8 protein-coding genes are annotated in these 14793 nt (G+C 67.9%); 2 read left to right on the top strand and 6 right to left on the bottom strand.

Annotated features, from left to right (window positions below; genetic code table 11):
* The first annotated feature begins 65 nt into the window (after positions 1 to 65).
* Complete coding sequence (pglX, locus tag O7631_RS17545) at positions 66 to 3224, top strand: BREX-2 system adenine-specific DNA-methyltransferase PglX (protein WP_278145167.1); 3159 nt, start codon at positions 66 to 68, stop codon at positions 3222 to 3224.
* A gap of 373 nt (positions 3225 to 3597) precedes the next feature.
* On the opposite strand, the gene O7631_RS17540 is transcribed toward pglX, so the two are convergent.
* The 5 genes from O7631_RS17540 to O7631_RS17520 form a co-directional block, all read right to left on the bottom strand.
* A complete protein-coding gene (locus O7631_RS17540; protein ID WP_278145166.1) occupies positions 3598 to 4428 on the bottom strand; it encodes a sugar phosphate nucleotidyltransferase in 831 nt (276 codons plus the stop codon).
* Between the two features lie 167 nt (positions 4429 to 4595).
* Positions 4596 to 6725 carry a hypothetical protein gene (locus tag O7631_RS17535; RefSeq protein WP_278145165.1) on the bottom strand — a complete coding sequence of 710 codons (2130 nt, stop codon included), beginning with the start codon at positions 6723 to 6725 and terminating at the stop codon, positions 4596 to 4598.
* Positions 6722 to 8296, bottom strand: coding sequence for a hypothetical protein (locus O7631_RS17530; RefSeq protein WP_278145164.1), 1575 nt, complete (start codon positions 8294 to 8296; stop codon positions 6722 to 6724). The genes O7631_RS17535 and O7631_RS17530 overlap by 4 nt, the downstream gene beginning before the upstream one ends.
* A 2-nt stretch (positions 8297 to 8298) precedes the next feature.
* On the bottom strand, positions 8299 to 9348 hold the full coding sequence (locus O7631_RS17525; protein ID WP_278145163.1) for an Ldh family oxidoreductase: 1050 nt from the start codon (positions 9346 to 9348) through the stop codon (positions 8299 to 8301).
* Entirely contained in the window at positions 9342 to 10940 is a 1599-nt protein-coding gene (locus O7631_RS17520) for a glycoside hydrolase family 3 N-terminal domain-containing protein (RefSeq protein ID WP_278145162.1), read from the bottom strand. Before O7631_RS17520 ends, O7631_RS17525 begins: the two co-directional genes overlap by 7 nt.
* A 450-nt stretch (positions 10941 to 11390) precedes the next feature.
* Between O7631_RS17520 and O7631_RS17515 the strand changes: the two genes are divergently transcribed.
* Entirely contained in the window at positions 11391 to 12779 is a 1389-nt protein-coding gene (locus O7631_RS17515; protein WP_278145161.1) for a helix-turn-helix transcriptional regulator, read from the top strand.
* Here the strand turns inward: O7631_RS17515 and O7631_RS17510 are convergent.
* Complete coding sequence (locus O7631_RS17510; RefSeq protein WP_278145160.1) at positions 12755 to 14578, bottom strand: prolyl oligopeptidase family serine peptidase; 1824 nt, start codon at positions 14576 to 14578, stop codon at positions 12755 to 12757. The two genes, O7631_RS17515 and O7631_RS17510, sit on opposite strands and share 25 nt — an antisense overlap.
* Positions 14579 to 14793: the final 215 nt, after the last annotated feature.

The following is a 14793-nucleotide window of genomic DNA, read 5'->3' as shown; positions in this document are numbered from 1 at the left end:
ACCTACGCACGTCCCGGGCCAGCGACGTCTCGGACGCGCAGGTCGACCAAGCAGCGGTCGGGTGGGTGCTGGGCACCCTGTTCGTGCGGTTCGCGGAAGACAACCGCCTGATCGATCGACAGTCGGCACCTGCGGCTCCGGACCAGCAGCTGCCCTGGCTCCTCTCCCGGTTCGAGTCCTTCGCGGCCGTCGATCCGGGGACCGGGCTGTTCGACCGCAGTCAGAACATAATCTTCGACCTGCCGGTCTCGGACCAGATGGCCGGCGACCTGGTCGCCTTCTGGAACCACCCCGACACGAACGGCGGAGTGGCACACGACCTCGCCACCGCGGAGTTGGACACCCGCTTCCTAGGCGACCTCTACCAGGTCATCGACGAGAGCGCCAGAAAGCAGTACGCCCTACTGCAGACGCCTGGCTTCGTCACCGAGTTCATCTTGGATCTCACGCTTGAACCTGCCCTTCAGGAGCGTGCGCATCAGGCCCTTCGCCTGATGGATCCGGTCTGCGGGTCGGGGCATTTTGTCCTGGCGGCATTCACGCGGCTGTTTTCCGCCTGGCAGCGGGCCGCTCCCACGGTTGCTGTCGAGGATCTGGTCGGTCGTGCGCTGCACTCTGTTCACGGGGTAGATCTCAACCCTTTCGCCGTGGCTATCACCCGGTTCCGCCTGCTCATGGCTGCAGTGCGCGCGTCTGGTGCCACGAAGCTCAGCGAGGTTGCCCAACTCGACTGGCGATTCTCGGTAGCCGTCGCCGATTCGCTGGTCGAGGACCCCTTCGGTGGCGATTACGACGTGGTGGTAGGCAATCCGCCCTACACCACGGTGCGGGACAAGGTCCTCGACGAGGTCTACCGTGCCCGGTACGACGCATGCGTCGGCAGGTACGCCCTCACGATCCCCTTCTCACAGAGGCTCTTCCAGTTGGCGCGGCCCGGCGGCTATGTCGGTCAGCTGACGTCCAGCTCGTTCATGAAGCGCGAGTTCGGTCGAAGGCTCGTCGAGGAGTTCTTCGGGCACCGGGTCGCGCTCACCCACATCATCGACACTTCGGGCGCGTTCATCCCAGGCCACGGCACGCCCACAGTGATACTGATCGGCCGCAATGAGCCGCCTCGTGATGCGGTGCCGGTGCTCACCGTGGCCGGTCTGCGCGGTGAGCCGGCCGTCCCGTCCGATCCCGCTCGGGCGCCGGTCTGGCGATCGTTGCTGCGACAGACGGCGCATCCGGGTCGGGCCGACACGTGGTCGAAATCTCGCTACGTCAGCCGAGAGCAACTCCGCTCGTTTCCGCTGACGATTGCGACAAGCGAGGCAGCCGAGGTCCTCGCGCGGATTGCCGCTACGCCACGTCGCCTGAACGACTATGTAGTGCGAATTGGATACTTCGCTAACACGGGATCGGATGACATCTTCACCGCACCACGTCACACGTTCGCGACGCTCGGAATTCCTGCTGACGACGCCCTCGTGGGCGTTATCTCCGGCTCCGAGGTCCGGGACTGGAACGCCCAGGCCGACCGCTACGCTTTCTGCCCGTACGATTCATCGGGCGACATCATCTCGATCGAACAGCATCCCGCGCATCTACGACGGCTGTGGCCCTACGGTCTGGTGCTGCGGAGCCGACCATCTGGTTTCGCTGGATCTTCCGACAAGGGCGGAAGTCCTTGGTACGACTGGCATCAGTTCGTCGGTCGGAGGGGCACCCACGACCGACTGATCACGTACTCCTGGGTTGCCACCCACAACCACTTCGCTGCCCTGCACAGGGATGAGGTGCCACTGCACTCCGCGCCGATCATCGAGCTCCCTCCCGACACGGCGCAGCGCCGCACCGACCTGACCGCATGGCTCAACAGTTCCTCGGTCTGCTTCTGGCTCAAGCAGGGCAGCAACAGCAAGGGCAGGCCGGGCCTCGACCAGACGGGCACCGGCGAACACTGGGACGCCTTCTACGAGTTCGCCGCAACCCGGCTGCGCGAGCTCCCATTGCCCGAAAATCTGCGCACCACGTACGCCGATGAGCTGGACCGGCTCGCCCGGGAGCTGTATGAGGCCACTCCCGCAGCGGTCCTCAGCCACCAGTCCCCGAGCCGCGAAGGCTTTTCCACGGCTCGTTCCCGCTGGGAAGATATCCGCGCCCGCATGGTGGCCCTGCAGGAGGAACTGGACTGGGAGGTCTATCTCCGGTACGGCGTGACCGAGGAAGAGGGCCTGGTGGCCCCTGCCTCCGCCGTTCCGCCGCTGGCCTTCGGCGAGCGAGCATTCGAGATCGTCATGGCCCGACAGATGGTCGCCGGCGAGCTGGACACCGCTTGGTTTGTGCGGCACAGCGCTCTTCCGACCACCGATCTCCCCGCCCACTGGCCGGCGTCCTACCGTGAGGTGGTCGAGCGGCGCATCGACGCGATGCAACGGGACAGTCGGCTGCGGACTCTGGAACGGCCGGAGTTCAAACGACGATGGGCCTCCCCCGGCTGGGACGCCATGGCGGCCGGAGCGGTGCGCACCTGGTTGCTCGACAGGTGTGAGACGGCCGAGCTCTGGTATGACAACGCAGACGGCGCAAGGCGTGCACGACCGCGAACAATCGTGGAGCTAGCCGAGCTGCTGGGCGAGGACCCGGCGTTCATCCAGGCCGCTGAACTGTACGCACCAGGCCAACCGCTGGTCGACGTCGTAAGAGACCTGTTCGCGGACGAGGTCGTGCCCCACCTCGCCGCCCTACGTTATCGAGATTCGGGCATCGCCAAGCGCGCTACATGGGAGGAGACGTGGCGGCTACAACGGGAACAGGACCTGGGTCTTGCCTGGTCGGCCCGGATACCACCGAAATACACCAGCGCCGATTTCCTGAAGGTGAGCTACTGGCGACACCGTGGCAAGTACGACGTGCCTGGCGAACGGTTCGTGTCCTATGCGCGCTCGGGAAGCGCCATCAAGGACGCCATGGTGGGGTGGGCCGGCTGGCCCGTCGAGGACCGGGCGGTGGTGCTATCCAACCTCGCGTCAGCTGCGCCGACCCGCGAGGACGGCGTTCCGCTGCTCGCCGGGCTGCTGGAGTTGCTGCCGTGGGTGAAGCAATGGTGTAGCGACCAGCAGTACGAGAGCCACCGCACACTGCTAGACGACTTGATGGTCCGGTGGGACGTCACTGAGGAGGATCTACGCGCTTGGCGTCCCGTGAAATCGAAGCGCGGGCGTCCCCGCAAGCACAGCTGATCGATAGCTCAGTCGGGCGGCCACTTGACCACCAGAACCATCCCCATAATGATCCTTCCGGCTCCGCCGGGCTCTTCACTGACGTACCGGCCCTCGGCACCGATCTGCCCGATCCTGCGGGGTGCAGCCGAGCGGGTCAGGTAGATCGTCGTTTCACGGTCGGATTGTCTGAAGGGGTCTACTGGTTCGGGATCTGAATCCCGCTCCGTTGCTCGTGGTCACCTCGGGGGCAATGCCCCGTGCGCGATCCACGAGCCGGTCGCCGAGGTGGCCGAGGGCATACCCGTGGCCTCTGCACTGCGCTGGTTCGACCACCCCTGTGACGGCGAAGCGAGGTAGCGGCAACTCGTCGGCGCTGTCGCACCGATGAGGATCACCCGAACTGGCCGGCTGCAGCATTATTGGCCGCGAGCCAGCCAGCGGGGTTGCCACAGTCGTGGTACTGGCCGCTAATGGGTTGGATCAGTACGTCGTGATCGCGTGCGAAGGCAGCGACGGCGTCGGTGGCCTGGTACTCGCCGTTAGAGGCCGGGGTCAGCTTCTGGAAATAGGCCACCGCGTGGGCGGGTAGCAGGGTGCGGCTGATGTTGATGTACGCGGTCGGTTTGCCGTAGCTGTCGGGCTTCTCCAGGAGCTCGTCGAGCAGGTGATGGCCGGCTGCGGCGGTGCGTGGGTGGAGGATGCCGTATCGGTGGGCCTCAGCGCCCGGCACCGTGGCGGCGGCGAGCGCAGCCGGTGTGCCGGCGGCAGCCCGGGCGGCCGCGAGGTCGGCGAGGTCGGATCCACCGTCGGCGCGGAGTAGAAGATCGTCCCCGGCGACAAGGAGGAAGTCTTCGTTGCCGATGAACTCGGCGGCGATGATGGCAGGCAGCGCGGTGCCGTACCGGTCGTCGCGGGGCTGCTCGAGGAACGTGAAGTCGGCCTGGCGGTGTAGATCGGCGAGAGGCGCGTACTTGTCCTGCCAGCCTCGTGCGCTGAAGTATGCCTTGAGGTCGTGGTCCTCGCTGAGGTAATGGCGCACCTGGCGGCCGGCTTCGCCGGGGGCGGTCACGATCGCGATCTCGCGGGCACCGGCTGCGATGCAGTCGGCGACCGCGTAGGCCAGGACCGGATGGTTGAGGATCGGCAGCATGGACTTGTTGATCGTCTTGCCGATCGGAAAGAACCTGCTGCCCATGCCGGCAACAGCGATGACGGCCTTCACTGACTCGCCTTTCGGTCGGAGGTGCACCGGCCGTCAGGGTGTTGCGACGGTGAGCCGGGACGCGTATGCCCAGTTTACGGTCTGTCGGTCCAGATTCATGGCACATGGAGCACGCGCAACGAGCGGGGACCGCCGGCGGTTCAGTGCCGGCGGTCCGCGGCATCGCATTAACGCGGGGTGGACGGCATGAGCAGGGTGGTGGGAGGACGCTCGGCGGCGGCTGCGGCAAGGGAGCCAGCGTGACGGATCCGGTCCCACGTCGGCGTACGGCGAAGGTCGGGATCGAGACCATGGTGCAGTGCCTGCCGGTGGACGGCGTTCAGCATGGCGTCGTAGTCCCGCGGGGTTCCCCGCGGGCCCTCGACGTACTGGTGGAGAGCGGCGATCCCGACCTCGGCCACCGTGTAATTGCTTCGCCGAATGGCGGCGAGCAGATCGCTGTCGAACGCCAGGCTCTGGTCCGTGACGAGAGGCAGTGCGGCGCGTAGGGCGGCGACAGGGAAGGCTTTGAAGCCGGCCTGCGGGTCGGTGGTGTCGAGTTGCAGGAGGTCCCGGACGGCTCGCTGGTAGAGCAGAGCGGTCGGGACCGGGCCAGCGGGCGGGTAGTAGCCGTGGGAGTCGGGTCGGCGGCGGGAGCCGACGACGGCGCCAACGGTGGGCTGGTCGAGGGCAGCGATGTGGAGACCGAGTTGGTCGAGCGGGTAGGTCAGGTCAAGGTCGGTGTAGGCCAAAATGGTGCGACCGGCACCGGCGAGTTCGGCAAGACCCCACAGCACGGCGCCACCCTTGGCGCTGCCGTCGTCGGGGCGAGCCGTGATGGTCACGCGGATCTGCGGGTGATCAGCCTGGATCGCCTCAGCGGCTGCGCGGGCGGATGCGCAGTCGGTGCTCTCGTCGACCAGCAAGAGATCGGCGCGGGCGTCGGGGTGCGCTGCCAGGAGCCAGCCCAGTTGGGCGACCTTGGCAGCAAGCGCGTTGTCTCCGTTGAGGACGCGCGTTAGGCGTTGCGTCTCGGCGCGCATCGGCACGACGATGCCGAGGTCGGCAGGAACGGCCCGGGCCAGGAGGGCGGCCTTGGACCGGGCGGCCTTGATGGCGGCGATCAGGCCGGTGACGTGCAGGTCCGCAGGGATGCTGTCGCGGCGGTTCTTGGCAAGGCCGTGCACGAAGGCGATGAGGAGTCGGTCGTCGTAGTGCGGGAGAGGGCTGTGTGTCTGGTGGCCGGTGAGGTGGTCCGCGACAATGTGCAGCAGCATGCGACCGGTCGGGTCGGCGGCCCAGCACTCGTCAGGGGTGGGTGGGACGTCAGCTCTCGGCCAGGTAGTACGGACGTGTTCGGCGAGCAGGTCGTAGCCGGTCACCAGGGCACGCTGGGTGTCGTCCCAGCGGGCACCGTCGTCGGTGGCTTCGGCTGCCTGCCACGCCTCTTCCCAGCCGCTCTGGTGGGTGCGGGTGGTGCGGGCGGCAGTGACCTGCTGCCAGTGGCTCCGTACGGCGGGCCAAGCGCAGGGGAGGTCTCCGCCGGAGGCGAGAGTATCGGCAGCATCCTCGGTCATGGCGAGGGCCTGACTAGCCTGGGCGGGGGTGTCGGCAGCCGTTGTCATCGCGTCGAACCAAAGCTCGGCGGCCAGCGTCAGTCCGGCGGTGTGGTGGGCCAGGTCGCGGACCGTCTGCTCGCGCCGCGCGATCAGCCCGGCGCGTACCCGGTGGCGGCGGGCACGGGTAAGAGCGGCGGTGGCAGCCAGGTCGACCTGGGCTGTCGGAGCGTGGCTGGCGCGGGCATCGAGCAACGCGATCAGCCCCGTCTCGGCCGGATCGCTGAGCGTGTCTGCGTCCAGCAGCGGGACCAGAAGCTCGCCAAGGACGGCTGGATCCGCAGCTGCGGCGGACTCGCGGAAGCGTTCGCCGCTCAGGTAGGCGTCGTCGACCGATGCGGGCTGGTAGGCCAGGGCGGCGACAGTACGAGCGAAGGTGTGACACGTGCCGGGCGCGGCTGCATCGGGGAAGAGCCTGCCTCGTAGGGTGCCCGTTGCCCGTTTGGCGTCGGGCCGGTGCGCGGCCAGCAACGCGAGCGAGGTGAGTGGCAGGTCTGCGCGGTCGTCGAGTGCTCGGGCGACCCGGTCCGCGACTGGCATTGCGGTGATCGACAGCAGCGCGCGTACGGTAGCCGGCTCCGGGTCGGCAGTCGTGGCCAGGAGCACGGCGAGGTCGGTGTGCTCGGCGTCGAGGCGGTTCAGCAACGGGGACTTGGCCAGGGGCGCGAAAACCCGGACTGGGGTGGGCCGGGCGGCGGTCATCGCGTGAGCCTTGCGGCGACGAGTTCGGCGGCTTGCCGGGCGGTGTGGACCGGGAAGAGCAGGTTCTGGCGCAGGAATGTCCGCTCGAACTGGCTCAGTGGGGCGTGGATGACGCTGGTAGTAGAGGTGATATCCACGCGGGCATCGGGGCGGCCGATGCGAGCGAGCAATTGTCGTACCGTCTCCTCCTCCGGCGGCTGCGCTGCGGCGCAAATCTGGTGCTGCGCAGTGGGACAGCGCAGGCGGCAGTTGGTGGTCGGCAGGTCGTAGTGGCCGTTGTAGTCGGGGATGTAACTGCCCCGTTCCACCGCACGACCACACGAGGACCTCTTCAGTACGGCGGGACGGCAGTCCGCGGGCACATCGGCGTACACCTCAGCGAAAGCGGCCATGATCCGCGCCTCAGTGTCGGCAGTGAGCAGCTTTTTGCCTGGCTTGAACGTGCCCGTGGGCAGGGGCAGGCCGTAGCTCATGAAGCTGTGGACGTGGTCGTCGGCGAACTTGAGCCCACCGAGGACCACGGTGCGGGCACCGGCGTCTTTGAAGGTCTGCCAGACGTGACGCAGGTGCGCGTCAGTGGTGTTGAGTCCTTCGGCGATCGGTCGGTAGTACGCCAGCACGTTGATCTTGTCGGATTGCAGGATGCGGCGCAGGAAACGCAGCCGGCGTTCGCGGTTGGGCGGCTCGATCGACTCGGGCATGGCGGCGTAGCAGACGTTGACGTCGAGATCGACGTGCACGAGGGACTCGAGACATTCGATCTGCTCATCGGACAGGGCGTACTTGGTGATGCACGAGACCCGGTTGGTCAGCCCGAGCTCGTCGAGTAGCTGCAGTGCGTGCCAGGTCCGGGGCCAGAGCTTCGGCAGGAACGCCTCGGACGTGGACATGTGCAGCCCGATGGGCGTGTGGTGCGGCGTGAACCACGGGTGGGAGAGCAGCCGCGCGACGACGTCCTCCGGTTCGAGGAAACCGGTCGGCTCCCAGGAGCCGAGGTAGCCGTCGACGGTGTCGCCTTCGCGCCGGTAGCAGTACGCGCACATCAGGGGGCAGCCGATGCCAAAGTCAGCCGACATGCCGCCCTTCATTTGCGAGATCATGTAGCTGGTGTTCAACCCGTCGGGACCGGCTGCTGCCTGGCTCACCGCGATCTCCTTCACGGTGGCGATCGGCGCGAACCCGGCCGGCAGCACCGACTTGAGCGCGTGCGGGGCGTCCGGGGTGCCGACAACACCGGGCCACGCAAAGGCGCAGCGCAACGCGAAACCCAAGGCGTCGCTCTGGTCGGCGTCGAGACCGTGGGTGCGGGTGAGGGGCGTCACCGTGCGGGTGGGTAGTTCCTGCAGTGGGACCCGGCGGCCGGTCGGCTCATGCAGCAACCGCCCGGTGAGGACCTCGGTCAGGGCGCGCTGGAGCGGCCCGTCGGCGAGCTGCCGCGCCGCGTCGACAACCGGATAGGGGTCGGCGATGTCGAGTATCGCTTGCAGGGCGCGGGCGACCTCTGAGCGGGCCTCGCCGCGAAGTAAGGATGGAGGGTCGGTGACGGTGAGTGCGCTGGATAAGCTGCTCACAACTACTCCTCTACTGATCCGATGATGGAGCGGGAAGGATCCGGCTGGATCCATCCGTGGGGAGCACGGACATGCGCGCGTCGGCCGGCGTCGATGAGCGCGGCGAGATCGTCGGGGTCGATGGGAATGCCGCTTTGGCGGGTCCGGTCGCGGTGAGACCAGGCGCGGTCCCCGGGCATCCGGGCGCCCTGATCGCGCACCTCGCGGGCAACGGTGGCAACTCCGGCGGCGAGCGAATCGCCGATGCCGAGGCGGCGAGGGTCAACAGCTACGACCAATAGGCCGCGACCGTCATCCCCGGCCGGCAACGGGGCGCTGCCCGTCAACGCGCCAACCAGCAGCTCTAAGACGATCGCTAGGGCCTGGCCGCGCTCACCCGGTGGCAGCAAGACCGCAGCGAGTCTCGGGTCGTGGGCCGCGAGTCCATCTGCGTCGAGGGCAAACCCGTCCGGCAACACCTGTCGATCGCGAGCCAGCTGCTGGACCCGGCCCCAGGAAGTCGCGGCTGCGGCCAGGTCCACCAAGACGGGGCGTTGCGGGTCCGTTCCGGGGACGGCAACCGCGATTGCGCTACTGCCGAGTACCGGCGTGCTGGTGCCGCCGTGCAGGGCCACGCTTTGCGCCGATGCCTGAGCGGCGGCCACGCCCACCAGTCCGCGCCGGGCCAACTGCGCAGCAGGGATGCCGAGCGCGCCGACATGACCGGTCCGGCGAACGGTCACGGCGGCGACGCCGCAGCGCCGCGCCCGCAGCATCACCGTGGTGACCGCCAAGCGGGCCGCTACCGGTCCCGGGGCCAGGTCTGCGTCCACCACCAGGATCGCCTCCCCGCCGGGTACGGTCCGGATCAAGGGACGCGGATTCAGGCGCCCGGTGCGGAGTTTGTCCAGGTAGTTAGGCGCCAGTCGGCTGCCGTGGCTGGGGATGCCGCGAAGGTCAGCCTCCACATGGGCGTCGGCCATCACCCTCGCCCCCGGTCGGTTCATTCCCGCTGCCTCGTACAGGCACTGCAGGAAACCGGCGAGCTGGCCCGCTGGCACCCGAGTCACCATGACGCACCGCAGACCGGTAAGGCACCGTGGGCCCGGCCGTTGCTGAACAAAACTCGGGCCACCGCCGTGACAGAGGGCCGGTGCGGGCTGAACGCGGCCACCAGCACAGGCGCGGGTGAGCCGGCCAGGTCGTCGACGTCGCCTAGCGCGACCTGAACCACCGCACGTCCGAGCTCCGTCAGCCGGGTGGCCGCCCGGGCAGCCGTACTCAGACCCGCCGTGGTGGTGCGGGTGTCGTAGCCGTAGACGATTACTGGGCCGGCTGTCGGCACCGGGGCGCCAACCGGGACCTGCAGAACACGGTGATGCGCGGCGAGCATCGCCGGCAGATAATCTGGCCCGTGGCGGGCACTGTCGGCCCGTCGCTGCCCGGCGTCGGGCACCCTCACCAGTGCCAGCACCTTGCCGGGCGGCACGTCCAGCGGAAGGAGATGGGTGCCGCGCACCACCGTTACCGACCGGTCGGCGACCCGGTCAGCCGCCCTCCAGGCTGACGCGTTCGCCTGCTGCCATGTCGGCCGGGCGGAGCCGGGCGTCAAGCCGTACCGGCGGTGCAGAGCCTGCACACGGGCCACAGCCTCGCCGACCCGTTGACGGTCGATCACGCCGTGCTCGACAGCGTCCATGAGCGCCTGCACGACCTCCGCCCGACGCCGGACTGCGGCGGCCCGCTCGGCCGGCTGCTTGCTCCCTCGGGAGACCTCCGAGTCCAGCATCACGATGTCAACGCCGGCCGCCACCGCCGCGACAGCCGCCCGGGTTAGGCCACCGAGCGGCCGGTGCACCGCCCGGATCGACAGGTTCTCGCTCACCGCCACACCGTCGAAACCCAGCTCGTCGCGTAGCAGGCCGAGCACGCGCGGCGATGCCAACGCCGCCCGATTATCTAGGGCAAGGACGGTTTGACTGCCGATCATCACGCACGCCACCTGCGCGTCTATCGCCGCGCGAAACGGCAGCAATGCCCCTGGGCCGAGCCGGTCAACGACCGGCGCGACGTGATGGGGATCTGCGCCGACTCCGCCCAGACCCGGGAAATGCTTCGCGGTCGCCGCCACGCCAGCGGCCTGCAGTCCGCGTACGAAGGCCGCAGCCAGCAGCCCTACCTGCGCAGGATCCGACCCGAAAGCGCGGGTACCGACCGCAGTAAGCGCTGGCCACGACGCGGTGTCACAGACCGGAGCCAAATTCCACGTCAGCCCGACCGCCCGCAACTGCTCACCGATCGCCACGCCCGCCGACTCGGCTAAGCCCTCGTCCCTCGCCGCACCGAGCGCCAGGTTCCCGGGCAACTGAGCGACGCCCGGCCAGTCCAACGCGTTCAACCGGCCGCCCTCCTGATTGACGCTCAGCAGCAGCGGAAGGGAACGTGCCGAGCTGCTGCTCGCCGACTGAGTGACCTGGCGCAACTGAGCTGGGCTGGTGACGATGTCCTTACTGATCCGGCCCGGCCCAGAAGCGGCCTCCTGGTGCGGCAATTGGGCGGGACTGTGGAGACCTAGCGACCTCCGCCCAGGACGGACCAGCAGGTCGATCTGAGCGGCAAGGGCGGAATCGGTTCCGTCCGATCGCCCTGGTGCACTGGGTGGCATAGCAGCTCTCCCTTGCGGCTGGGGTCGGCAAGCGGGCGTGGCCCAGACGCCCGGCACGGCGACCCAAGGTCCGGCGGTAGCCATTCACAGAAGCTGAGGCGATGCTGGCGTCCGTCCCCGTCGCGGCCGATGCCAACTGACGCAGCCCTCCAACGACCAGGGGTACGCCCGCTCCGCGCTCCACCACATGTTCATGGGGCGTACGAACAGGGTGGAGCTGACGGGAGGTCAGCGCCCCGTCTCAACGCTCCCCCTTGGAGTCGTAAGAGTGAATCCCCGGCATGCGGACGAAGCGGATGTCCGCATGCCCCGCGCTGACAATGCGGATCACTCACCGACGATGTTTGGCGTGCTTGGTTGCGTCCTGCCGGACCGTGAGTGACCCTATGTGCGCGATGTCCATGCCGCTCGATTCCATTGGGTATGGGAGTGGCCTGAGGAGGCGGTGTCATGGGTCAGACCCCGCGGGCGCTGCAGCCGTCCTTATCCGAGCGCCACTTCTTCGGTGCCGAATTACGCCGGATGCGGGAGCGGGCCGGCCTCTCCCAGGCGCGGCTGGGCGCCATGATCCGCTTCAGCGCTGATCTGGTTCGTCGGGTCGAGACAGCGGACCGATTTCCCTCCCGGGAGTTCGTCGAGGCATGCGACAGAGCGCTGGCGGCCGACGGTGCCTTGATTCGGCTGCTACCCCTGCTTGGGAAGAGGCCGAATAGCGAGGGCGAGCAGTCGGTGTCCTCGCCGGCCGGCCACGCCGGCGTCGCCAACCTGCTGCGTACCTACTCGGCGCGGCCGTCGGGGGCGTCTGAGATGGTCATCCGGGTTCCGTTTCAACCAGGGGTCCTTGATCGTGCCGCCCTGGACTGGCTGAATGCCTCAGTCGGTCCCCTGCTCTCCGTGACCCGGCGGCCTGGCTCGCCTGATCAGGTTCGCGAAGCGGACATCTTCTCCGCTGAGACGGCCCTTGAAATGTTCCGGCAGTTGGACCACACGCACGGTGCTGGACGAGTCCACGCTCAGGTGCAGCGATACATCGAGGATGAGCTGAACCGGTTGCTGGCGAACCCTCCCGCCTCGGAAGCAATCGGTCGGCGCTTGTACACGCTGGCGGCTGGCTTCTTCGAGCTGTGTGGCTACCAGGCGGTCGATACCGGTGCCCATGGTCTCGCGCAGCGCCGCTACCTACGCGCGTTGCGGCTGACGCAGGCCGCCGACGACCGCCTCTACGGCAGCTACCTGCTGGCTGTAAACATCGGCCATCTCGCGCTGCATTGCGGTCACCCCGAGCCGGCCCTGCGGATGGCGCTTACGGCGGTGCGAGGCGGTGAGGGTCTGGCGACGCCAGCCGTCAAGGCAGGGCTGCACGCCGTGGTGGCACGCTCGCACGCCCGACTCGGACGTGAGGGCGAGTGCCTCAGGCACCTCGACATCGCGGAGGGACATCTGGCCCGCAGCCGGCCTGAGGACGAGCCGACGTGGATCCGGTACTTCACGACGGCCTATCTGGCGGACGAGATGGCCCATTGCTTCCATGACCTGGGCAGACCGCAGCAGACTCAGCAGCACCTGGCTGTCGCGCTTGCCGCGTTGAGTCCCACGCACGTCCGTCGTCTTGCCATCGACACCGCGCTACTCGCCTCGTCGTTGGCAGCCGCCGGCCGCATTGATGAAGCGTGCGTTGCCGGCCGAGAGGCGGTAGATCATGCGGCGAAGACCGCCTCGCACCGTTGCTTGCAGCGCGTCGTCGAGGTCCAAGCGGACCTTGAGCCCTACCGGTGCGAGCTAGAGGTTCGTGAGTTCGGCGAATACGTTCGCCATCAGCTGCCGCTCGCGGCAGTGTGACCGCCTCGACTGGCCGCGGCAGCTGCGATCGCTTCCCGGTAGTGGGCCAGTTCCGCCTCCAGTGCCGCACCCGCCCTCTTGGATGTTGCCACGTAGTGGCCGATGTCGGAGAGGAGTAGAAGCTCGTGAGGGATACCGCGAGCCTCCAGTTGATCGGCAAGCTCCCGTACGTCCTCGGCCACGGCCACTTCATCGGCAGTGCCGTGAATGAACAGCACAGGTCGCTGAACGGCAGCGGCATCGACTCGCCCGGCGCCGCCGCGAAGCCGCATGGCGTGCGCACGCTGGAATCGGGGCACAGTCTTGGTCCACCGGTCAGGATCCACGATCGCTGAAACGGCGGTGGCAGCAGCGAACGGACCGTCCTGCGCCACCGCGTGCAGCGCGGTGTATCCGCCGGCGCTGGCACCGCGGATGAAGACCTGTCCGGGAATGGCTTGTCCTGCCGTCAGGATCTGGTTCGCCACTGCTGCGCAGTCGTCGACGTCGTCCAGGCCCCACCGGCCGTACAGAGATTCCCGGAAGGCTCGGCCGTACCCCGTGCTGCCGAGGTAGTCCACGTCTACGACAGCGAATCCACGACTGGTGAAGAACTGCGCCTGCCAGTCCAGGCGCAGCAGGCAGGATGCGGTTGGCCCAGGGTGTGCCCGAACGATCACGGGAGCCCGCCACGACGCCGGTGCGCCCGTCGGTGGATACACCAGCGCCAAGATCTCACGACCGTCTGTGACGCGGACCCGCAGCTCTGTCGGCGTCGACACCTGCACCCGGGCAAGCCCGGCATGCTCCGATCGGGCAAGCACCTCCACCTGCGGGTCGTCATCGGCTAGGTCAACGAGCGCGATCTGGGGCGCCGCCGTTGGTGACGAACCGATCAACGCCACCGCTGTACCCAGCGCGGCCAGATAGGGCTTGATCGACGTGTACGGCAGATTCACCTGTCGGACGGCGCCGCAAGTGTCGATGACAACGAGTCGGTGTCGCGGCCCCTCCTGCACCGCCACGACGATTCGCCCGTCGTCGAGGAAGTCGTATGACGCGTAACCCAGCTCCCACGGCTCTGCGGCGCACTCGCCGGCGATGGATGCCACCGCCTCGACCTTGTCTCCACTCCAGCGGAACAGATTCCACCAGCCGCTGCGGTCTGACATGAAGTACAACGCGCCATCGGGCCCCCACCGAGGCTCGATCGCTGACTCGTCGGCACCGCCGGCGACCTTGACCGGTGCCTCAACGTGCCCATGTGATGAATAGGGCGCCACCCATACCTCGCAGGCATCCCATGGCATGTCGCGCTCGCTCCACGCACACCAGGCCAGGGAACTCGGACCTGGCCTTGGTGCGCTCAGGAAACCGCTGCTCGCGACGAGGGTTCGCAGCTGTCGTGCACCCGTGAGTGGAAACGCGATCAGCTCGTCGCCGTGGTCCGACTCTCGCACCGCCAGCAACTCGCCGTCGCCGAGCGTCAGATCTCCCAAGGACGCCTGGCTGACCAGGTCGAGCTCACCGCCATGACGACCCTCGTACAGGCCACCTTCGCCGACACACCACAACGACTCCCCGGCGACGGCGAAAGACCCACCACCGTACGCGTGAACGGTGTTGATGACGTTGAATCCCCCCGGGCTGGCATCGAGCTTGCCCTCGCCGGCCCGCCAGCGCGTCAATGTCGTGACCCCACCAGCGTCCGGACGGGTTTCCAACCAATAGAGCATGCCGTCAGAGACACGAAGCTGGTCGTAGCTGACAGACGCGCTGACAGCGTCTGCCAACGAGACGGCGGCGTCAGAATCCGCCACTTGCACGGCCCTCCTCGAACAACTCTGGCATGTCCCCGCCCGTCGCTGGACCGGCCGGGGCGAGTGTCCCTCGGACATCGGCGACTCTACGCCGGGCTTACCTGCCCCGGCCGGACATCTCCTGCCGAGCTGGCCGCTGGCCGGCTCGCGGGCAGAGCCCTCTCCATGCGGACAACTCCTCTGTCCGCATTTCCGGTATCGACCCGGCCAACCAT

This window comes from Micromonospora sp. WMMD967 (assembly GCF_029626165.1).
In the GTDB taxonomy this organism is placed as follows: domain Bacteria; phylum Actinomycetota; class Actinomycetes; order Mycobacteriales; family Micromonosporaceae; genus Micromonospora; species Micromonospora taraxaci.
The sequence above is the reverse complement of the archived record's forward strand: the minus strand, read 5'-3'. Positions and strand labels throughout refer to the sequence as shown.